The following is a 19,337-nucleotide window of genomic DNA, read 5'->3' as shown; positions in this document are numbered from 1 at the left end:
CCATTGCGCGGGACCTGGCCCGGCGCCTGGATTGCTTCGCTGCGCTCGCAATGACGGGAGGGTGGCCTCCAGACCGCAGAAACAGCGTGAAAGCGCTTCGGGGTTCCTTCATAAGCGTCGCCACCCACCAGCGAGCCCCCATGCGCCTTCGCCCGGACACCTTCGCGCTGACCGCCCTTCTCGGCCTGCTGACGGCTCTCGGGCCGCTCTCCACCGACATGTACCTGCCGTCGCTGCCGGACATCTCCGTGAAGCTGGCCGCCACCACGGCGCAGACGCAGCTGACGTTGTCGTTCTTTCTGCTCGGCTTCGCGGCCGGGCAGGTGGTGTACGGGCCCTTCTCGGATCGGTTCGGCCGACGCCCGGTGCTGCTCGCCGGTTTGGCCATCTACCTCGTCGCCACGGCCGCCTGCGCGTTTTCGACATCCATCGAGATGCTGACCGCCGCCCGCTTCCTCCAGGCCTTCGGGGCGTCCGGTCCCATCGTTCTCGCCCGCGCGGTGGTGCGCGACCTGTATGAAGGGCCGCGCGCCGGGCGCGAGCTCGCCCGCATGGGCACCGTGATGGGGCTCGTGCCGGCGCTGGCGCCGCTGCTCGGCGGCGTGCTGCAGACCAGCTTCGGCTGGCGCGCCAGCTTCATCGTGGCGCTGCTGGGCGGCGTGGCGCTGGTGGGCGCGGTGGTTTTCCTGTTGCCCGAGACGCTGCGCGCCCGCAGCCAGGCGTCGCTGTCGCCGGTGGGCATCCTGCGCGGCTTCTTCACGCTGCTCGGCCATCGCGGCTATCGGGTCTATGTGGGGCTGAGTTCGCTCGCGTATGGGGGGCTGTTCTCGTTCATCTCGGGCTCGTCCTTTGTGCTCCAGGGCTCCTATGGGCTGGGCGAGATCGCTTATTCGCTGTCCTTCGCCGGGCCCGTGCTGGGCTTCATCGCCGGAACCATCCTGGCGCGCCGCCTCGTCGGCGCGCGCGGGCTCGACGGCGTGATCGGGATCGGCGTCGCCTGCCTGTCGGCGGGCGGCGTCATTATGGCCGCCCTGGTGGCGGCCGGCGTCGCGAGTTCGCTCGCGATCACGATCCCGATGGCGCTGTATTGCTGCGGCGTGGGACTCGTGATGCCGCAGGCCATGGCGGCCGCCATGCAGCCCTACCCGGACCGCGCCGGCGCGGCCTCGTCCTTTCTCGGCCTGATCCAGATGACATCCGCCGCTGTGGTGGGCGCCGCGCTCGGGCTCGCGCTCGGCGGCCGCGCCTGGCCGCTTCCCTTCGCGGTGGCGACGCTGGGATTGCTCGCCTTGGCGCTGTTCTGGTCGACGCGCCGACTGCGGGCGAGCGGGGTTTAGTTCGCGCGCGCTCTTCTCCCCCGGGACAAGGAATGCGCGCCCATTCAGAGCCACCCCTCCCCGTCATTGCGAGCGAAGCGAAGCAATCCAGCTGGTGCTGGGTCAGTGGGCGAGAAGCCTTTCGCCCGGCGACTGGATTGCCGCGTCGCTTCGCTCCTCGCAATGACGGGAGGGTGTCACGGGCTTTGAGGCGAACAAAACGACCTTCAGCTCCGTCAAAGCCCCTTGCAGCGGGCCTTGATCTGGGCCTCGAACTCGGTCGCGGTGTTCACCAGTTCGGCCTGGATCACGGACTTGCCGATGCCGGTCTGGCAGCGGCCCTGGATGGCGTTGGCCTGGCGGGCGGCGTTGACGTGCTCGCGCCAGACCGCGCACTGGTTCGCCAGCGGCGCGCCCGACGCCGCCACGAGGCGGTCGCGGCTGGTGCGCACGAGGCTGTCGGCGACCAGCAGGTCGCGCTTGCACTCGGGGGAGTTCGGCCCCGCCGCACGGGCGGGCGCAGCCAGGATGGCCACGCAGGCGCCGGCCAATGCGAGGACGCGCAGGCTCATCCGAGGTTCAGCTCCTTGAAGAAGTCGTTGCCCTTGTCGTCAACCACGATGAAGGCCGGGAAGTTCTCCACCTCGATGCGCCAGATCGCCTCCATGCCGAGCTCGGGATATTCCAGAACCTCGACCTTCTTGATGCAGTCCTGCGCCAGGCGCGCCGCCGGGCCGCCAATGGAGCCGAGGTAGAACCCGCCGTGCTTCTGGCACGCGTCGCGGACCTCCTTGGAGCGGTTGCCCTTGGCGAGCATCACGAAGCTGCCGCCGGCCGCCTGGAACTGGTCCACATAGGAATCCATGCGGCCCGCCGTGGTCGGCCCGAAGGAGCCGGACGGCATGCCCTCCGGCGTCTTGGCGGGGCCGGCGTAGTAGACCGGGTGGTTGCGCATGTAGTCGGGCATCGGCTTGCCGCTGTCCAGCAGCTCGCGGATCTTGGCGTGCGCGAGGTCGCGAGCCACAACAATGGGCCCGGTGAGCGACACGCGGGTGCGGATCGGATGCTGGCTCAGCGCCGCGCGGATTTCCGACATCGGGCGGTTGAGATCGATCTGCACCACTGCCCCGCCGAGCGTGCTTTCGTCCACCTCGGGCAGGTACTGCGCCGGATGCGTCTCCAGCGCCTCCAGGAACACGCCGTCGCGCGTGATCTTGGCCTTGGCCTGCCGGTCGGCCGAGCAGGACACGCCGAGCCCGATCGGCATGGACGCGCCATGGCGCGGCAGGCGGATGACGCGCACGTCGTGGCAGAAATACTTGCCGCCGAACTGGGCGCCGACCCCGAGCTGCTGGGTGAGCTTGTGCACCTCGGCTTCCATCTCGAGATCCCGGAACGCATGACCGGCTTCCGAGCCCTGCGTGGGCAGGTCGTCGAGATAGCGCGTGGACGCGAGCTTCACGGTCTTCATCACGAGCTCGGCCGATGTGCCGCCGATCACGATGGCGAGATGATAGGGCGGACAGGCGGCCGTGCCGAGCGTCAGGATCTTCTCCTTCAGGAACGCCATCATGCGATCCTTCGTGAGGAGCGAGGGCGTCGCCTGGTACAGGAAGGTCTTGTTGGCCGAGCCGCCGCCCTTGGCGACGAACAGGAACTTGTAGGCGTCGTCGCCCTCAGCGTAGATGTCGATCTGCGCCGGCAGGTTGTTGCGGGTGTTCTTTTCCTCGAACATCGAAATCGGGGCGAGCTGCGAATAGCGCAGGTTCTTCTCGAAATAGGCATCCCGGATGCCATCCGAGAGAGCGTCTTCGTCCGTCCCGTCGGTCCAGATGAAGCGGCCCTTCTTGCCCATCACGATGGCGGTGCCGGTGTCCTGGCACATGGGCAGAATGCCGCCGGCCGCGATGTTGGCGTTTTTCAGCAGGTCATAGGCGACGAACTTGTCGTTGGAGGTCGCCTCGGGGTCCTGGAGGATCTTGGCCAGTTGGGCGAGGTGGCCGGGGCGCAACAGGTGGTTGATGTCGATCAGCGCCTGCTTGGCGAGGGCCCGGATGGCGTCGGCCGAGACGTTGATGAACTCGCGCCCGCCGACCGTTTCCACCGAAACGCCCGGCACGTCGAGCTTGCGATAGGGGGTGGAATCCTGGGCCATCGGAAAGAGGCTCGAGGCGGCGCTGGACATGGCGGCTCCCGCTGGGCGTTTGGATGAAGGTTCGGCGCGCTTTTAGCCGATTTCGCGCCGGGAGGCAGGCCGAAAATGGTCTAGGCCTGGGTTGTGGTGCTTGCCTCGTGAATGGCGAAAGTCGCGGGTCCCTTCTTCCGGGGTAAGCACGCGTCGCTTCTTTCGGGGGAAGAACGAACGCTCGCATCCACCGAAGGCTTCCCGCGTTGACAGCCGCAAGCGCCCCCGGCGAGATGGCGGCGCGTGGAACCAGGATCGCCCGTGTCGAGCTTCTCCCCTACCGTTTTTCCGTTTCCGGTGATCGTCGGCGACATCGGCGGCACCAACGCCCGCTTCGCCCTTCAGGAGGAGCCGGACGGGCCGTTGACCATGCTCGGCCGCTTCCGCACGGCGGATTTCCCCACCGTCTCACTGGCGCTCGCAGCAGCGACCGCGCCGGCCGCCCGCAAGCCGCGTTCCGCCATCCTGTGCGGGGCCGGGCCGGTGAACGACCGGGTCTGCGCGCTCACCAACGCGGATTGGGTGATCGACGGTCCCGAGATCGTGCGTCTCGGCGGCGCCGTCGAGGGCCTGCTGCTGAATGATTTCGAGGCGCAGGCGCTTGCCCTGCCGGCCTTGCCGGACGGCGTCGTCGAGTCGATCGGAACCGTGGCGCCGGGCGCCGGGCCGCGCGTGGTGCTCGGGCCCGGGACGGGGCTTGGCGTCGGCGCGCTCGTGGAGGTGGCGGGACGCTTCGCGCCGCTGCCCAGCGAGGGCGGCCACGTGGATTTCGCGCCGTTCGACGCCGAGGAGGAGCGCGTGTTTGTGCATGTGCGGCGGGTTGAAGGCCGGCTCACCGCCGAGGCCGTCCTGTCCGGCCCCGGCCTCGTGGCGCTGCATCACGCCCGGCTGGCGGCCGCCGGCTCGTCCGCGCCGGACGGGCTCGACGGCGTCGCGATCGTGGACGGCGCGCTGGCCGAACACGCGAGCGTCGAGGCGGACACCGTGCGAATGTTTATCCGCCTGCTGGCGCGCTTCGCGGGCGACATGGCGATCGTGTTCGGCGGCACGGGCGGGGTGACGCTGGCGGGCGGCATCCTGCCGCGCATTCGGCCGCTGCTCGACCCGGCCGCGTTCCGGGCCGCTTTCGAGCGCAAGGAGCCGGTGGAGAGCCTGCCCAGGCGCATCGCCACCCGGATGGTGACCTCGCCCGACGCCGTGCTGCACGGCATGGCCGCGATCGCGTCGCATCCCGAGCGCTACGCGGTGGACTACGACCGGCGGCTGTGGAGCGCCTGACGGGCGGCTTGAAAGCGCGCAAAAACCCAATAGGGTCCGCCCGTCGACGAAAGCCGGAACAATCAGCATGAGCGCGCAGGATCCAGCGATGATCGCCGTGGACTGGGGCACGACCCGGCTGCGGGCCTGGCTGGTGGACGGCTCCGGCGCGGTGCTGGACCGCGTCACCGGCGACGACGGCATCATGGCGGTGCCGCCGGGCGGCTTCCCGGCGGTGTTCCGCCGCCACGTCGGGGCCTGGCTCGACCGCTGGCCCGACGCGCCGGTGGTGATGGCCGGCATGGTGGGCAGCCGCAACGGCTGGGTCGAGGCGCCCTATCTCCGCTGCCCGGTGGCGATCGACGCGCTGGCGGGCGGCTTCGCGGCCGTGGACGCCGGCGGCGGGCGCCGCGCCGCCATCGTGCCGGGGCTCACGGCCCGCGACGCCGCCGGCGCGCCGGACGTGATGCGCGGCGAGGAAACCAAGATCGCGGGCTGCGGCGTGTCCGACGGGCTCGTCGTAATGCCGGGCACGCATTCCAAGTGGGCCCGCATCGAGGCGGGACGGATCGCCGGCTTCTCGACCTTCATGACGGGCGACTTCTTCGGCGCCCTGAAGGACCACACCATCCTGGGCAAGCTCGCCGAGGAGCCGGCAGACCCGGCGGGCTTCGCGCGAGGCCTGGACGCCGCGCGCCGCCCCGGCGGGCTCACGCATGTGGCGTTCTCGGCCCGCACGCTGGTGCTGATGGGCGAGTTGCCGCCCGCGCAGGTGGGGCCCTACCTCTCCGGCCTGCTGATCGGGACCGAGATCGACGCCGGGCTGGCGGGCGCGGGCGCCGCGGCCGCCATCGCCCTGGTGGCGGACGGGGTGTTCGCCCAGTCCTACACGGAGGCGCTGGCCAGCCGTGGCCGCGCCTGCCGGCTCATCGACCCCGAGGACGCCGTGGTGGCCGGCCTGCGCCGGCTCGCGGCCGTCTGATCCCAACCGAAAGGCGCGAGCCATGTCCCACACCGCCGCCTTCCAAGCCGCCTATGCGCGCTGCCCGCTGATCGCGATCCTGCGCGGGCTACGGCCCGACGAGGCCGTGGCGGTGGGCGAGGCGCTGGCGGGCGCGGGCTTCACCATCCTGGAAGTGCCGCTGAACTCGCCCGAGCCGCTGGACAGCATCGGCCGGCTCGCGACGGCGCTGGCCGGCCGCGCCGTGGTGGGCGCCGGCACGGTGGTGCGCGTTCCCGACGTGGATGCGGTCGCGCACGCGGGCGGCACGCTGATCGTTTCACCCAACGCCAACCCGGACGTGATCCGCCGCGCCAAGGCGCTCGGCCTCGTTTCCGCGCCGGGCGTGATGACGCCCACCGAGGCCTATGCGGCGCTGGACGCTGGCGCGGACGTTTTGAAATTCTTCCCCGGCGAGGTCATCGGCCCGGCCGGCGCCAAGGCCATGGGGGCCGTGCTGCCGAAGGGCGCCACGCTCGTGATGGTGGGCGGAATCACGCCCGACACCCTCCCGCGCTACGCGGACGGCCCCGTGAGCGGCTTCGGGTTGGGCTCGGCGCTGTTCAAGCCCGGCGATGCGGCCGCGCAGGTCGGCGACAAGGCCCGCCTGTTCCTGCAGGCTTATGAAGAATTCAAGGCGGCGCGCGCATGATCGTGGTGTTTGGTTCGGTCAACGTCGATTTCGTCACCCGGGTGGAGCGCATCCCCGGGCCGGGCGAGACCATCCTGGGTCCTGGATACGCGGTGATCCCCGGCGGCAAGGGCGCCAACCAGGCGCTCGCGGCCCGGCGCGCCGGCGCAGCCGTCGCGCTGGTCGGCGCTGTGGGGCGAGATCCCTTCGGGCCGCTCGCATTGTCGCTGCTGGAGCGGGACGGGGTGGACCTCAGCCGCGTGGCCACCGTGGACGCCCCCACGGGCGCGGCCTTCATCAGCGTGTCGGACGGCGGCGAGAACGCCATCGTGGTGGCGGCTGGCGCGAATGCGCATGTCAGCGCCGAACAGCTGCACGATGCGCCGCTTGGCGATGGCGACACGCTGCTGCTGCAGCGGGAGGTTCCGGACGCCGAGGCTCTGGCGGCCGCTAGGATCGCCAATAAGGCCGGAGCGCGGGTGATCCTGAACGCCGCGCCCGCAGGCCGGCTCGATCCCGCCCTTCTGGCCTGCCTCGACCTCCTGATCGTGAACGAGCACGAGGCCGTGATCGTGGGCGCCGGGCTCGACATCGCGGGCGAGCCGGACGCCATCGCGCGCGACATCGACGCCCGGCACGGCGTCTCGACCATCGTGACGCTCGGCGCCGACGGCGCGGTGGGGTGGACGGGCGGCCTGCGCCGCGCCGCGCCGGCCTTGCCGGTCACCCCGCTCGACACCACGGCGGCGGGCGACACCTTCTGCGGCGCGCTCGCGGCCGCGATGGATGGCGGGCTCGGATTCACCACCGCGCTGGCGCGCGCCGCAGCGGCCGGCAGCCTCGCCTGCGCGGCCGAGGGGGCGCAGACCAGCATCCCCACCCGGGAGGCGATCGACGCCGCGGTGGCGGGCTTCCAGGCCTGAGCGAAACAGGCTGAACGAGGGGTTACGGCAAAGCGCGCAATCCGCGATCGGGCGCAAACGCCGGCTGAACACGGGCCGGTGTAGGGTCTCGGCGAGGAGACGTCATGCTGAAGATCGCCGCCACCGCCGCATTCATTGTTCTGGTCAGCGTGTTCGCGGTGAAATCCGTCGGCCGTCCGCCTGCGCCCACGGCCGCCGTGGCGGCGCAGACCGCCGTGACGCCGGAACCGGCGTCGACCGCGCCGGCCCCGCCAGCGCGCAACGCCCAGGGCCGCGCCACCGTGACGCTGGCGGCCGACGCGCGCGGGCATTTCGTCGCCAACCTGCAGATCAACAACATCATCGTCCGCACGCTGGTGGACACCGGCGCGTCCGCGGTCGCGCTTTCGGCCGAGGACGCGCGGCGCGTCGGCGTGTTTCCGGCCGGCGCCGACTTCCGCATTCCGGTGAACACCGCCAACGGGGTCATCCGGGCCGCCCAGGTGCGCCTGCCGGAGGTGCGCCTCAACGGCATCGTGGTGCGCGACGTGGAAGCCATGGTGATGCCGCCTGGCCGTCTCACCGGCACGCTGCTGGGCATGTCCTTTCTGCGGCGGCTGGGCGGCATGGAGTTCGCCCAAGGGCGCCTCGTTCTCACCCAGTAGTCGGTCCGGGGCATCCGCCGCGTTTCCGTGAACCTCGGCGCCATGGCGTCGCCTCCGGCCTGCGGGCATGTTCGCGAAAACAGCCGGATCCCACCTTTTCGCAGCAGGCTCTAACGCTTTTGAAACCGTTGCGGCGCTGCCTCTTTCGGGCCAGCGTGGCGCACGATCAGCACATCATCGGCAGGCTCATGTTCCCAAAACCCGTCCCCCTCCTTCACACCAATACGTATGGCTACGAGACCCTCCCGATGGTGAAGCCCACTGGCTTCCGGGAATACGACGCCCGCTGGCTGTTCGAGAAAGAGATCAACCTGATGGGCGTCCAGGCCCTCGGGATGGGCCTTGGCGCGCTGATCCGCGGAATGGGCGTGAAGCCCGAGATCGTCACGGGCCATGATTTCCGCGGCTATTCGTCGGCCATCAAGATGGCGCTGATCAACGGCCTGATGGCGGCCGGCTGCCGGGTCCACGACATCGGGCTGGCGCTCTCGCCCATGGCGTATTTCGCCCAGTTCGAGCTTGACGTGCCCTGCGTCGCGATGGTGACGGCCTCGCACAACGACAACGGCTGGACCGGCGTGAAGATGGGGGCCCAGCGCCCGGTGACGTTTGGGCCGGACGAGATGAGCCGGCTGAAGGAGATCGTGCTCTCGGGCGCGTATGAGACGCGCGAGGGCGGGTCCTACAACTTCGTCGAGAACTTCCCCGAGCGATACATCGCGGACCTGACCACCCGCTCACCGATCAAGCGCAAGCTCAAAGTCGTGGCCGCCTGCGGCAACGGCACGGCCGGCGCCTTCGCGCCGCAGATCCTGGAGCGGCTCGGCGTCGAGGTGATCCCGCTCGACGTCGAGCTCGACCACACCTTCCCGCGCTACAATCCGAACCCCGAAGACATGGAAATGCTCCACGCCATGGCGCACGCCGTGAAGGAGCACGGGGCCGACGTGGGCCTTGGCTTCGATGGCGACGGCGACCGCTGCGGCGTCGTCGACAACGAGGGCGAGGAGATCTTCGCCGACAAGATCGGCGTCATGCTGGCGCGCGACCTGTCCGCCCTGCATCCCGGCGCGACCTTCGTGGTGGACGTGAAGTCCACCGGCCTGTTCGCGACCGATCCCGTGCTGCAGGCCAACGGCGTGAAGGCCGACTACTGGAAGACCGGGCACTCCTACATCAAGCGGCGCGTCGCCGACCTGAAGGCGCTCGCGGGCTTCGAGAAGTCGGGCCACTTCTTCTTCAACGCCCCGGTGGGCCGCGGCTATGACGACGGCCTCGTCACCGCGATCGCGGTTCTGGACATGCTCGACCGCAACCCCGACAAAACCATGGCCGATCTCTACCGCGCCCTGCCGAAAACCTACGGCACCCCCACCATGTCGCCGCACTGCGCCGACGAGGTGAAGTACCAAGTGTCCGAGCGGGTCACGCAGCGCTTCCAGGCCATGCAGGCGGCCGGCGAGGCCATCGCGGGCCAACCCATCCGCGACATCGTCACGGTGAACGGCGTGCGCGTCACCGCGCAGGACGGCACCTGGGGCCTCGTTCGCGCCTCGTCCAACAAGCCCGAGCTCGTGGTCGTGATCGAGAGCCCGGTCTCGGAAGCTCGCATGCGCGAGATGTTCAAGGCCGTGGACGGGGTGCTGCGCGAGAACCCCGAGGTGGGCGCCTACAACCAGTCGATCTGACGGGTGCGGCCCGACGCTCTCCGGCAGCGCGAGCCGCAGGCAAGCAATCCAGTGTAGAGGCCCGGCCTTTAGTCCTGGATTGCTTCGCTGCGCTCGCAATGACGAGAGGGCGGCGCAAGCTTCCGTGCGCGCCGTCGGACCGCCGTACTCAGACGCTCAGACTCCCGCCGGCCTCTCCGCCGTCATCGCAAGCCGGATGCCGAAGCAATCCAGTCTAAAGGCCCGGCTTCAAGACTGGATCGCTTCGCTAGGCTCGCAATGACGTGAGGGTGGCGCGGGTTGTCGCCAGGAGATGTCCGCCTCGATGGGCCGTCATCCCCGGCGCCCTGCGCAGCAGGTCGGCAAGGGGATCCAGAGCAACATGCTCAACCTGGGATACCCCTCCCGGCGCTGCGCGCCGCCGGGGATGACGCGAGAGTTGAGCGACCGAGTTGATGACGGAGTGCGGCCTCCCGAACGGCGCGGACCGCCACCCTCCCCCTCAAGGGGAGGGTGGCGGTCGATGCCGTGGTCTCAGGTGCAGGGGCCGCTTGCGGCCGTGGGCTTGCCGCTGTTGGCGACGTCGGTGTTGCTCACATAGGCGGCGATGCGCGGACGCATGAAGATGCGCTCGCTGAGCGTGAGTGTGCTGGTGATCACGTAGCCCATCACGGGCTTGTAGGGATACCGCACCTCGGCCAGCACCACGGAGGTCCCGGGGTCGGCCCGCAGGGCCGTGGGAACCTGGATGGTGTTGAAGATGTAGCCTTTGGGAAAGGCGCTGGCCGGCGTGCCCGACCAGTTCGTGCTGGCTTGGCTCCAGCAGGCGGTCGCCTCCTTGCCGGAGACGTCCGAGATCGCCACGCTGGTGATGCGCATCTCGATGGGGCTGGCCGCCATCGGGGACATCACGGCCGTGCCGGCCGACATAATCTGGCTCACCTGCGTGCTGTTGAGCGTGTCGTTCTGCGTCACGAGGTCGGCGAGCGTGCGGGTGAGGAGCACGACCTTGCGGTCGGCGCTGAGCCCCTGGCTAACCTCCACCGAGCCGATATAGAGCACCAGCATCACGGGCAGGATCAGGGCGAACTCCACGGCGGCGACGCCGCGCGTATCGGAAGCAGCCGAAAGCACGCGGCGCAGAGCCGGAACATGCCGCAGGCGGGTCATCAACGCGGTCATCACGGCGTCACCGCGAAAGGTTCGGTCTGGAACACGGCGGTGCCCATGATCAGGAGCTTGTTGCCGTTGAGGTTCACGAAGGTCTGGCCGATGAGCGGCAGGATGATCGGATAGGCGATCACGGCGCGCACGACGTTGATGGTGCGGGGACCACCTGGCGCATACGCGAAGCTGTTTGTATCCAGGTTGCCCGAGTTCACCGGCGGCCGCGACGTGTCCGCCGCGCCGAATGATGTCGCCACGCGGACGTCGACCTTCAGGAGCGTCGGGCAGTCGAACATCGCCTTGACGCGGTTGCAGACCTCCGTCTTGAACTTCGCGGCGTCAAACCCGCCGGACTGGGCCTGGCCGGTCATCACCAGGCGCGACGCGTCGGTGACGGCCGTCTGCAGCACCTGGCCGGTGATGTGCACCATGGAGGTTTCGAAGATCGCGTAGACGAGGCTGATGAACGGAATGGCCAGCATCGCGAACTCGACCGCGACGGAGCCGCGCCGATCACGGCCGAAACGTGCGAAGACGCCACGGCGCTTGCGCGGCCGGGCCGGTCCAGGCTTCGCCTGTGGCGAGTTGGACGTTTGCATCCTCAATCTCCGATACGGAACCATCGTCGCGCCTTGGACGATTGATCAGGACCGGTTGAGAGTATGTTTCGGTTCAGCGCAATTGCGCGCTCAACCTGCGCGTATAATGAATCAAAGCCGAATATATCCGGCAGAATGCGAGGGTTCCGGCGGCGATTACTTCGCGAGCTGGTTGCGGTTGGTGGTCTGTGCGCCGACGCTCTCGAAGTGGCGCTGCACGTCGCCCAGCGACATCGTGGGTTGGCAGTTCGGCGCGCAGGAATACGTCTCGCGCTCCATGCCGCGCTGGACCACCATGATGTTCTCCGACGCAGCCTCCACCCGGATCCTGGACTCGCCGATCACCGCGCCGCTGGAATCCTGCGCGATGAGATTGGTTTCGCCATAGCTCTTGCCGGTGAGCACCATCGAGCCGTTTTTCTGAACGGCGACGTCCGCGATCATCGGATTGCCGATCACGATTGTGGTCGCCCTGGGCGGCAGCTTGAGCACCTGGGCATGGTCGGTCTGCACCACGATGCTGTCCAGCGCCGCGGCCGGGCCTGCGAACGCCAACAGGCCTGCGAAGACCGGCAAGCCCAGTTTCGCACCCACGCGCAGTGTCTTGGAAGCGCCCAGCATCACTCGATCCCCGCTGTAAACCTTTTGGTGAGCATGATGGGGATTGGTGAATTTTCAGCTAATGCGTGGCGTTGGGCCCGCTATTGCGCCGCCGCCTTGAGGCGGTACAGCGCCTCCAGCGCCTCGCGCGGCGACAGGGCGTCCGGGTCCACGGCCTTTAGCGCATCGCGCAGCGGATCGGCGCCGGCCGGCGCTTCGGCGAAGCCGGCGGTAGGGCGCGCCGCCGCAAACAGCGGCAGGTCGTCCACCATGCGATCCACCGGCGCCTGGCGCTCGGACGCTTCGAGCTCGTCCAGGATCATGCGGGCGCGGTCGACCACGGCGCGCGGCAGGCCGGCGAGCTTGGCCACCTGCACGCCATAGCTGCGGTCCGCCACGCCGGGCGCGACCTCATGGAGGAACACGACGTCGCCCTGCCACTCGGTGACCCGCACGGTAAGGTTCAGCAGCCGAGGCAGCCGGCGCGCCAGCGCGGTGAGCTCGTGGAAATGGGTGGCGAAGAGTGAGCGGCAGCGGTTGGTCTCGTGCAGGTGCTCGATGGTCGCCCACGCGATCGAGAGGCCGTCGAAGGTGGCGGTGCCGCGGCCGATCTCGTCCAGGATCACCAGCGAGCGTGGAGTCGCCTGGTTGAGAATGGCCGCGGCCTCGATCATCTCCACCATGAAGGTGGAGCGTCCGCGCGCGAGATCATCGGCCGCGCCGACGCGCGAGAACAGGCGGTCCACCACGCCCAGATGCGCGCGGGCGGCGGGCACGAAGGACCCCATCTGGGCCAGCACGGCGATCAGGGCGTTCTGGCGCAGGAAGGTCGACTTGCCAGCCATGTTGGGGCCGGTGATCAGCGCGATGCGGCCGCCGCGGCCGCCTTCCGGCGCGGAGAGGTCCGCGTCGTTGGCCACGAAGGGCTGGCCGTCGCGTTTCAGGGCGGCTTCCACGACCGGATGGCGCCCGCGTTCGATCGCGAAGGCGAGGCTGTCGTCCACGGCGGGGCGCACCCAGCCGCCGGCCTCGGCGAGGTCGGCCAGCGCGGCCGCGACGTCGATGCGCGCCAGCGCCGCCGCGACCGCCTTGAGGCCGGCCGCGCCCGCCACGGCCATCTCCCGCAGCCTGTCGAAATGGGCGAGTTCGAGCGCGAGCGCCCGGTCGGCCGCAGAGGCGATGCGGCTCTCCAGGTCGCCGAGTTCGGCGGTGGAGAAGCGCATCGCGCCCTGCATGGTCTGGCGATGCACGAAAACGGCGTTGAGCGGCGGCTTGACCAGCGTTTCGCCCACCGCCTGCGGGACCTCGACGAAATAGCCGAGGAAGTTGTTGTGCTTGACCCTGAGCGTGCGGGCGCCGGTCTCCTCCGCGTAGCGCGCCTGCAGGGCCGCGACCACGCGCCGGCTCTCGTCGCGCAGCGCCCGCGCGTCGTCCAGCGCGGGATCGTGGCCGGCGCGCACGAACCCGCCGTCGCGCTTGTTGAGCGGGAGCTCGTCCGCCAGGCAGCCCGCGAGCGCGGCCTCCAGCGCGCCGTCCATGCCGCGCAGGACGGCGCCCGCCTGCGCGAGCTCGGCGGGGAGGACGGCCGCCTGCGCGAGGGCGGCGCCGAGGGAGCGGGCGGCCGCGAGCCCGTCGCGCAGGCCGGCGAGATCGCGCGGGCCGCCGCGCTCCAGCGTCAGGCGCGACAGGGCGCGCGCCATGTCGGGCGCGCGCTTCAGCGCGCTGCGGAACGCGGACCTGGCCGCGGGGTCGTCCACGAGCCACGCGACCGCGTCCAGGCGCGCGTTGATGGCGCCCGCGTCCGTGAGCGGGCCCGCCAGGCGCTCGGCCATGAGGCGCCCGCCGGCGGGCGTGAGCGTGCGGTCCACCGCGGCCAGGAGGCTGCCCGCGCGCTCGCCCGCGAGCGTGCGCGTGAGCTCCAGGCTGGCGCGCGTAGCCGCGTCGATGGCCATGCAGGCGTCCGCGGCCTCGCGCGCGGGCGCGGACAGGGGCGGCCGCGCGCCCAGCTGCGTGCGCTCCACATAGGCGACCGCCGCAGCCGCGGCCGCGATCTCGGCGCGCGCGAAGGCGCCAAAGCCCGCGAGCGAGCTCACGCCATAGAACGCGCACAGGCGCCGCTCGCCCGAGGCCGCGTCCAGCCCGTCGCGGGCGAGCGGGGTGACGTGGGCGCGCGTCTCGCGCCACAGCGCGCGCAGCGCGGGCTCGTCCAGGATCGCGTCCGGGACCAGGATCTCGCGCGGCTCCAGGCGGGCGATCTCGGCCGCCAGCGCGCCCTCGGACGCCTCCGCCACCGTGAACGCGCCCGTGGAGATGTCCACGGCCGCGAGCCCGTACGTCCACCCCTCCCCGGCCCGCACGCGCGCCACGGCGGCCAGCAGGCTGGCGCGGCCGGGCTCCAGCAGGGTCTCCTCCGTGATCGTGCCGGGCGTGACCAGGCGCACGACGCCGCGCTTCACCACGCTCTTGGCGCCGCGCTTCCTGGCCTCGGCGGGGTCCTCCTGCTGCTCGCACACGGCGACGCGGTGGCCGGCCGCGATCAGGCGTTGCAGGTAGTCCTCGGCCCGGTCCACCGGCACGCCGCACATGCGGATGTCCTCGCCGGCGTGCTTGCCGCGCTTGGTGAGCACGATGCCGAGCGTGCGCGACGCGATCTCGGCGTCGCCGAAGAACAGCTCGTAGAAATCGCCCATCCGGTAGAACAGCAGGCAATCCGGATTGGCGTGCTTGATCTCCAGATACTGCGCCATCATGGGCGTGAGGCGCGCGTCCGGCGCCTCGGGCGCGGCGTCCGGCAGGGTCAGGGCGGGGCCTTGAACAGTCATGCGCGGACGCTACCAGAGCCCGCCCCGGAAGGCGCGGCCCCGGGCCCGGCTTGTCCACGGGAATTGCAGCCCGGCGGCGCGCGTCAGCCCGGGCCGGGCCTGGCGGCGGCGCTGCTCCCCCGCCCGCGGGTTTCCGGCATCACGGCGGCGTAGAGCGCAAAGCCCACCGCCGCAATGGCGGCGAGGCTCCAGAACGCGGCCCCGTAGCCGAAGCTCACGATGATCACCCCGGCGAGCGTCGCGCTCACGGCCGCGCCGAGCCCCTGCGCGGCGCCGACGGCCCCCTGGGCGACGTTGAAGCGGCCGGTGCCGCGCGTCAGGTCCGCCACCACCACGGGAAACAGCGCCCCGTAGACGCCCGCCCCCACGCCGTCCAGGCACTGCACGGCGACGAGGTAGTAGGGGTTGTCGGACAGCGTGTAGAGCGCGCCGCGCAGCGCCAGCACGCCGAAGGCGGCCAGAAACAGCGGCTTGCGGCCCCAGGCGTCGGCCTTGGCGCCGACCAGCATGGCGACCGGGACCATCACGACCTGGGCGGCCACGATGCAGATCGCCACCAGCGAGGTCGCGCTTTCTTTGCCGGCGAGGCGCGACAACAACTGGCTCACGGAGGTCAGCATGGCCGCGTTGGCGAGGTGGAACAGGGCGGCCAGCACGGCGAACAGCAGCAGCAGCCGGTTCTCCAGCAGGGTGCGCCAGCCCGAGGGCGCCTCGTCGGGCTCGCCGGCCCGGTGGTCCAGCCCGCGCGCCACGGCGTCGTCCACGGCGTCGGCCGGGATCATCAGCGTCGCCCCGATGCTCAGCACGGCGAGCAGCGCCATGAGCCAGAATACCACGATGGGGCCAAACAGCGCCGCGCAACCGGCCGCGATCGCGGCCGAGACGGCGTTGCCGGCGTGGTTGAACGCCTCGTTGCGGCCGACCCGCCGGGCGAAATGCCTGGGCCCGACGATGCCGAGCGTGATGGCGGCCAGCGCCGGCGGAAACACCGCCCCGGCCACGGCGGCGACCGACTGCGTGGCGGCCACGGCCGCAAAGGAGCTGATGAAGGGCAGCGCCAGCGAGCTCAGCGTCACCGCGAGCGCGGCCGCGATGATCACGGCGCGCTTGCGCGACGTCCGGTCGATCAGCGCCCCGGCCGGCGCCTGCGCGACCAGCCCGGCGATCCCCGCCACCGTCATCACGAGGCCGATGGTGGCCTCGTCCCACCCCTGCTGCGGCCCGCGCACGGCGAGCAGGTAGATCGCCAGATAGGGCCCGAGCCCATCGCGCACGTCCGCGAGCGTGAAGTTCACGGCGTCCAGCGCCCGCCCGGCGCGCGCTTCCCCGTCGCCCCGCGCCCCACCCCGGGCCGAGGCGGCCCCCTCCAAGACCGCCATGCTGGAACTCCCCACCGTGGCGCGTCCACGGGCTCGCGTTGCTATGTTGCTGGAAATGCAACGCGGCGCGGAGGGTTTCAGGCGGCGGTGGGGATGGAGGGGGTGAGCGCCTTCTCCCCCCGGGAGAAGGTGGTCCGAAGGACCGGATGAGGGACAGAAAGCTACTTACCCTTGGCTTGCAATTTACAGCCGACGATTGCTTCACGCGAACACGAAAATGATTAAAATCAATTTATTCTCAAAGGTCATTGCGGTGCCATGCGACTGGATTGGAACGACATACGTGCCCGGGCGGCCCATTTTGCCCGCGAGTGGAGCGATGCGGCGTACGAAAAGGGCGAGACACAAAGCTTCTACAACGACTTTTTCGAAGTATTCGGCGTCCCGCGCCGACGGGTAGCGTCGTTCGAACGCGCGGTGAAGCCACGGCCGGGCGAGCGCGGGTTCATCGACCTGTTCTGGCCGGGCAAGCTGCTCGTGGAGCAGAAATCAGCCGGCCGAGACCTCAGACCCGCCCGGAAGCAAGCGCTCGATTATTTTCCAGGACTGCGCGACGACGAGTTGCCGCGTTACGTGCTGCTCTCGGATTTCCAGACTTTCGAACTGTTCGATCTCGACACCCGTCCCGACGAACCGATTCGCTTCCGTTTGCCCGACCTGCCGGACCGGGTGCAGGACTTCGGCTTCATCGTTGGGCAGGAAAAGCGGGTCTTCAAGGACCAGGACCCCGTCAACATCGTGGCGTCCGAGGTCATGGGCGCGCTGCACGACGCGCTCGAAGCCTCCGGCTACACCGGCCACGCGCTCGAGCGCTTCCTAGTGCGCATCGTGTTCTGCCTCTTTGCGGACGACACGGGCATCTTCAATCCGCTCGGCGCCTTCGAGGACTATATCGTCCACCGCACCAGCGAGGATGGCTCGGACCTTGGCCTACGCCTCTCGCACCTGTTCGAGGTGCTGAATACGCCGGCTGACCAGCGGCAGACCACGCTCGACGCCGATCTCGCCCAGTTCGACTACATCAACGGCGACCTTTTCGCCGAGCGCCTGCCGCTGCCCGCCTTCGACCGCGCCATGCGCGAGAAGCTGCTCTACGCCTGCGGGTTCAACTGGCAGAACATCTCGCCGGCCATCTTCGGCTCGCTGTTCCAGTCGGTCATGAACAAGGCCGAGCGGCGCAAGAAGGGCGCGCACTACACCAGCGAAAAGAACATCCTGAAAGTTATCCAGCCGCTGTTCCTCGACCACCTCCGGGCGGAGTTCTCCCGCATCAGGGCGCGGCTCGACAACGGCCGCAGGCGCGCGCTGCAAGAGTTCCACGACAGGCTGGGCGCGCTAACTTTTCTCGATCCCGCCTGCGGCTGCGGCAACTTCCTCGTGATCGCCTACCGCGAGTTGCGGCTGCTGGAGATCGAGGTAATGCGCGAGCTGCTTCCGGCCGCCCAACTCGTCACCGACATCGGTCTTTATACCCGCATCAACGTCAACCAGTTCTACGGGATCGAAATCGGCGAGTTTCCGGCGCGCATCGCCGAGGTCGCGATGTGGATGATGGACCACATCATGAACGCCCGGCTCTCGGCCGAGTTCGGGAAATCCTATCTGCGCATCCCTCTGAGAGCCTCGCCCAACATCCTCCATGGCGACGCGCTGGAGGCGGACTGGGCGTCGCTGCTGCCGCCCGAGCGCTGTTCTTACGTCCTCGGGAACCCGCCCTTCATTGGAGCGAAAAACCAAAGCGAGCAACAACGTGCGCAGATGATCGGCATCGCATCACTCGGCAAGACCGGGGGGACGCTCGACTATGTCTGCGCGTGGTTCATCAAGGCCGGCGCCTATATCCGCGCCAGCGCGGAAGCTGCGCCGCGAATCGGCTTTGTGGCGACAAATTCGATTACGCAGGGCGAACAGGTGGCCCAACTCTGGCCCATCCTGTTCCAGCGTTACGGATTGGAAATTGCTTTTGCCCATCGCACCTTTCAGTGGCTTTCCGATGCCAAAGGTGCTGCTCATGTCCATTGCGTTATTCTCGGGCTCGTGCGCCGAGAGGACGAGCCGAAAGAAAAACGGCTGTTCTCGTATGAGGAAATCAACGGCGATCCTGTGGAGACGCGGCATTCGGCGCTGACTGCATATCTTACGGACGCATGCAACCTATCATCTCGATACATCGTCGTGCACGAAGTGCCGCGTCCTCTCTGTCCTTCAAAGACGATGATCACCGGATCTAAGCCGCTGGACGGCGGTTATCTGACCTTTACTGATGATGAAAAAAACGAAGGCTGTCTCCGGACGCCTCAACTGTCTCAATTTCTGCGCCCTTATTTGGGTGCCGCGGAATACATAAACGGGCGAATGCGTTGGATCTTGTGCTTGCAGGCTGAACCTCCGCATGTCTTCCGCCTCTTGAAGCTGATATCGGAACGCCTGACTCAAGTTTCAGAGTTTCGCCGCGGCAAGAGAGGCGCTCGGAATTCAGAAAAGGCCGGAACGGCGAGGAACGCAGGAACAGTGAAGCTCGCCACCACGCCTGTCCTTTTTCACGTGAACGTCCTTCCTAGCGCTCCTTTCCTTGTGATACCCCAGACAAGTTCTGAATTTCGAGACTACATACCTATTGGATGGCTAGCGCCACCTAGCATTCCAAGTGATAAGCTCCGGATAATTCTGGACGCCGATCTATGGGATTTTGGCATACTCACTTCGCAAATGCATATGGCATGGACGCGTACGATCACCGGGCGCATGAAGAGCGACTACATGTATTCCGTTGGCGTTGTTTACAACACCTTTCCCTGGCCCCACGCCGATGTAATCGAGATGGAAGTCATTCGTGGTCTTGCCCAACGCGTGCTCGACGCGCGCGACGCCCATCCCGGCGCAACGCTGGCCGATCTCTACGACACCAAGACCATGCCGCTCGACCTCCGCAAGGCCCACCGCTCCCTCGACCTTGCGATTGATCGCCTCTACCGGCGCGAACCTTTTTCGTCAGACCGCGAACGGGTCGAGCACCTGTTTGGGCTTTATGAGAAGCTCACAGCAAACCTGCTGACGATTGACGCCGCAAAGACTCGAAAAAAGCGCCGTGCTAAGGCGGCGGCTTAATTCAGAGATGCTTCTACTAATGCGCTTTTGTTCAGTGAG

15 protein-coding genes are annotated in these 19,337 nt (G+C 68.8%); 8 read left to right on the top strand and 7 right to left on the bottom strand.

Features of this window, described 5'->3' with window-relative positions; genetic code table 11:
- Positions 1–140: 140 nt before the first annotated feature.
- Positions 141–1,337, top strand: a complete 1,197-nt coding sequence (locus IEV99_RS01990) for a multidrug effflux MFS transporter (protein WP_188516053.1) — start codon at positions 141–143, stop codon at positions 1,335–1,337.
- A gap of 215 nt (positions 1,338–1,552) precedes the next feature.
- Here IEV99_RS01990 and IEV99_RS01985 read toward each other — a convergent pair whose 3' ends face one another.
- Positions 1,553–1,888 (bottom strand): hypothetical protein, encoded by a 336-nt coding sequence (locus IEV99_RS01985; protein ID WP_188516052.1) that lies wholly within the window; start codon positions 1,886–1,888, stop codon positions 1,553–1,555.
- Positions 1,885–3,501, bottom strand: coding sequence for a fumarate hydratase (locus tag IEV99_RS01980; protein WP_188516051.1), 1,617 nt, complete (start codon positions 3,499–3,501; stop codon positions 1,885–1,887). The genes IEV99_RS01985 and IEV99_RS01980 overlap by 4 nt, the downstream gene beginning before the upstream one ends.
- A gap of 261 nt (positions 3,502–3,762) precedes the next feature.
- On the opposite strand from IEV99_RS01980, the gene IEV99_RS01975 reads away from it, so the two are divergent.
- From IEV99_RS01975 to IEV99_RS01950, 6 genes are all read left to right on the top strand, one after another.
- A complete protein-coding gene (locus tag IEV99_RS01975; protein WP_188516050.1) occupies positions 3,763–4,779 on the top strand; it encodes a glucokinase in 1,017 nt (338 codons plus the stop codon).
- 67 nt (positions 4,780–4,846) lie between these two features.
- On the top strand, positions 4,847–5,740 hold the full coding sequence (locus tag IEV99_RS01970; protein ID WP_188516049.1) for a 2-dehydro-3-deoxygalactonokinase: 894 nt from the start codon (positions 4,847–4,849) through the stop codon (positions 5,738–5,740).
- A 22-nt stretch (positions 5,741–5,762) separates the two neighbouring features.
- Entirely contained in the window at positions 5,763–6,410 is a 648-nt protein-coding gene (locus tag IEV99_RS01965; protein ID WP_188516048.1) for a 2-dehydro-3-deoxy-6-phosphogalactonate aldolase, read from the top strand.
- Positions 6,407–7,312 carry a ribokinase gene (locus tag IEV99_RS01960; RefSeq protein ID WP_188516047.1) on the top strand — a complete coding sequence of 302 codons (906 nt, stop codon included), beginning with the start codon at positions 6,407–6,409 and terminating at the stop codon, positions 7,310–7,312. The genes IEV99_RS01965 and IEV99_RS01960 overlap by 4 nt, the downstream gene beginning before the upstream one ends.
- Positions 7,313–7,416: 104 nt before the next feature.
- Positions 7,417–7,956: a retropepsin-like aspartic protease family protein gene (locus tag IEV99_RS01955; RefSeq protein ID WP_188516046.1), complete on the top strand. Its 540-nt coding sequence runs from the start codon at positions 7,417–7,419 to the stop codon at positions 7,954–7,956.
- A gap of 188 nt (positions 7,957–8,144) precedes the next feature.
- Positions 8,145–9,644, top strand: coding sequence for a phosphomannomutase/phosphoglucomutase (locus IEV99_RS01950; RefSeq protein ID WP_188517603.1), 1,500 nt, complete (start codon positions 8,145–8,147; stop codon positions 9,642–9,644).
- Positions 9,645–10,157: 513 nt separating this feature from the next.
- Here IEV99_RS01950 and IEV99_RS01945 read toward each other — a convergent pair.
- From IEV99_RS01945 to IEV99_RS01925, 5 genes are all read right to left on the bottom strand, one after another.
- Complete coding sequence (locus IEV99_RS01945; RefSeq protein ID WP_188516045.1) at positions 10,158–10,805, bottom strand: TadE/TadG family type IV pilus assembly protein; 648 nt, start codon at positions 10,803–10,805, stop codon at positions 10,158–10,160.
- The gene (locus IEV99_RS01940; RefSeq protein ID WP_188516044.1) at positions 10,805–11,389 is read right to left on the bottom strand and encodes a TadE/TadG family type IV pilus assembly protein; all 585 of its coding nucleotides are present in this window, start codon (positions 11,387–11,389) and stop codon (positions 10,805–10,807) included. The genes IEV99_RS01945 and IEV99_RS01940 overlap by 1 nt, the downstream gene beginning before the upstream one ends.
- 156 nt (positions 11,390–11,545) lie before the next feature.
- Positions 11,546–12,010 carry a pilus assembly protein N-terminal domain-containing protein gene (locus IEV99_RS01935; protein WP_188516043.1) on the bottom strand — a complete coding sequence of 155 codons (465 nt, stop codon included), beginning with the start codon at positions 12,008–12,010 and terminating at the stop codon, positions 11,546–11,548.
- Positions 12,011–12,090: 80 nt separating this feature from the next.
- Positions 12,091–14,811 (bottom strand): DNA mismatch repair protein MutS, encoded by a 2,721-nt coding sequence (mutS, locus tag IEV99_RS01930; RefSeq protein ID WP_188516042.1) that lies wholly within the window; start codon positions 14,809–14,811, stop codon positions 12,091–12,093.
- Positions 14,812–14,894: 83 nt separating this feature from the next.
- Positions 14,895–16,190 (bottom strand): MFS transporter, encoded by a 1,296-nt coding sequence (locus tag IEV99_RS01925; RefSeq protein ID WP_188516041.1) that lies wholly within the window; start codon positions 16,188–16,190, stop codon positions 14,895–14,897.
- Between the two features lie 258 nt (positions 16,191–16,448).
- Between IEV99_RS01925 and IEV99_RS01920 the strand changes: the two genes are divergently transcribed.
- Positions 16,449–19,298 (top strand): DNA methyltransferase, encoded by a 2,850-nt coding sequence (locus IEV99_RS01920; protein WP_188516040.1) that lies wholly within the window; start codon positions 16,449–16,451, stop codon positions 19,296–19,298.
- Positions 19,299–19,337: the final 39 nt, after the last annotated feature.

This window comes from Alsobacter metallidurans (assembly GCF_014636935.1).
Taxonomy (GTDB): domain Bacteria; phylum Pseudomonadota; class Alphaproteobacteria; order Rhizobiales; family Beijerinckiaceae; genus Alsobacter; species Alsobacter metallidurans.
The sequence above is the reverse complement of the archived record's forward strand: the minus strand, read 5'-3'. Positions and strand labels throughout refer to the sequence as shown.

What these genes read in the sequence shown, in the direction of transcription:
- IEV99_RS01945 (WP_188516045.1), bottom strand. Translation starts at nt 10,805, where the DNA reads ATGACCGCGTTGATGACCCGCCTGCGGCATGTTCCGGCTCTGCGCCGC.
- IEV99_RS01950 (WP_188517603.1), top strand. Translation starts at nt 8,145, where the DNA reads ATGTTCCCAAAACCCGTCCCCCTCCTTCACACCAATACGTATGGCTAC.
- IEV99_RS01940 (WP_188516044.1), bottom strand. Translation starts at nt 11,389, where the DNA reads ATGCAAACGTCCAACTCGCCACAGGCGAAGCCTGGACCGGCCCGGCCG.
- IEV99_RS01970 (WP_188516049.1), top strand. Translation starts at nt 4,847, where the DNA reads ATGAGCGCGCAGGATCCAGCGATGATCGCCGTGGACTGGGGCACGACC.
- IEV99_RS01935 (WP_188516043.1), bottom strand. Translation starts at nt 12,010, where the DNA reads ATGCTGGGCGCTTCCAAGACACTGCGCGTGGGTGCGAAACTGGGCTTG.
- IEV99_RS01965 (WP_188516048.1), top strand. Translation starts at nt 5,763, where the DNA reads ATGTCCCACACCGCCGCCTTCCAAGCCGCCTATGCGCGCTGCCCGCTG.
- IEV99_RS01920 (WP_188516040.1), top strand. Translation starts at nt 16,449, where the DNA reads ATGCGACTGGATTGGAACGACATACGTGCCCGGGCGGCCCATTTTGCC.
- IEV99_RS01925 (WP_188516041.1), bottom strand. Translation starts at nt 16,190, where the DNA reads ATGGCGGTCTTGGAGGGGGCCGCCTCGGCCCGGGGTGGGGCGCGGGGC.
- IEV99_RS01980 (WP_188516051.1), bottom strand. Translation starts at nt 3,501, where the DNA reads ATGTCCAGCGCCGCCTCGAGCCTCTTTCCGATGGCCCAGGATTCCACC.
- IEV99_RS01985 (WP_188516052.1), bottom strand. Translation starts at nt 1,888, where the DNA reads ATGAGCCTGCGCGTCCTCGCATTGGCCGGCGCCTGCGTGGCCATCCTG.
- mutS (WP_188516042.1), bottom strand. Translation starts at nt 14,811, where the DNA reads ATGACTGTTCAAGGCCCCGCCCTGACCCTGCCGGACGCCGCGCCCGAG.
- IEV99_RS01990 (WP_188516053.1), top strand. Translation starts at nt 141, where the DNA reads ATGCGCCTTCGCCCGGACACCTTCGCGCTGACCGCCCTTCTCGGCCTG.
- IEV99_RS01955 (WP_188516046.1), top strand. Translation starts at nt 7,417, where the DNA reads ATGCTGAAGATCGCCGCCACCGCCGCATTCATTGTTCTGGTCAGCGTG.
- IEV99_RS01960 (WP_188516047.1), top strand. Translation starts at nt 6,407, where the DNA reads ATGATCGTGGTGTTTGGTTCGGTCAACGTCGATTTCGTCACCCGGGTG.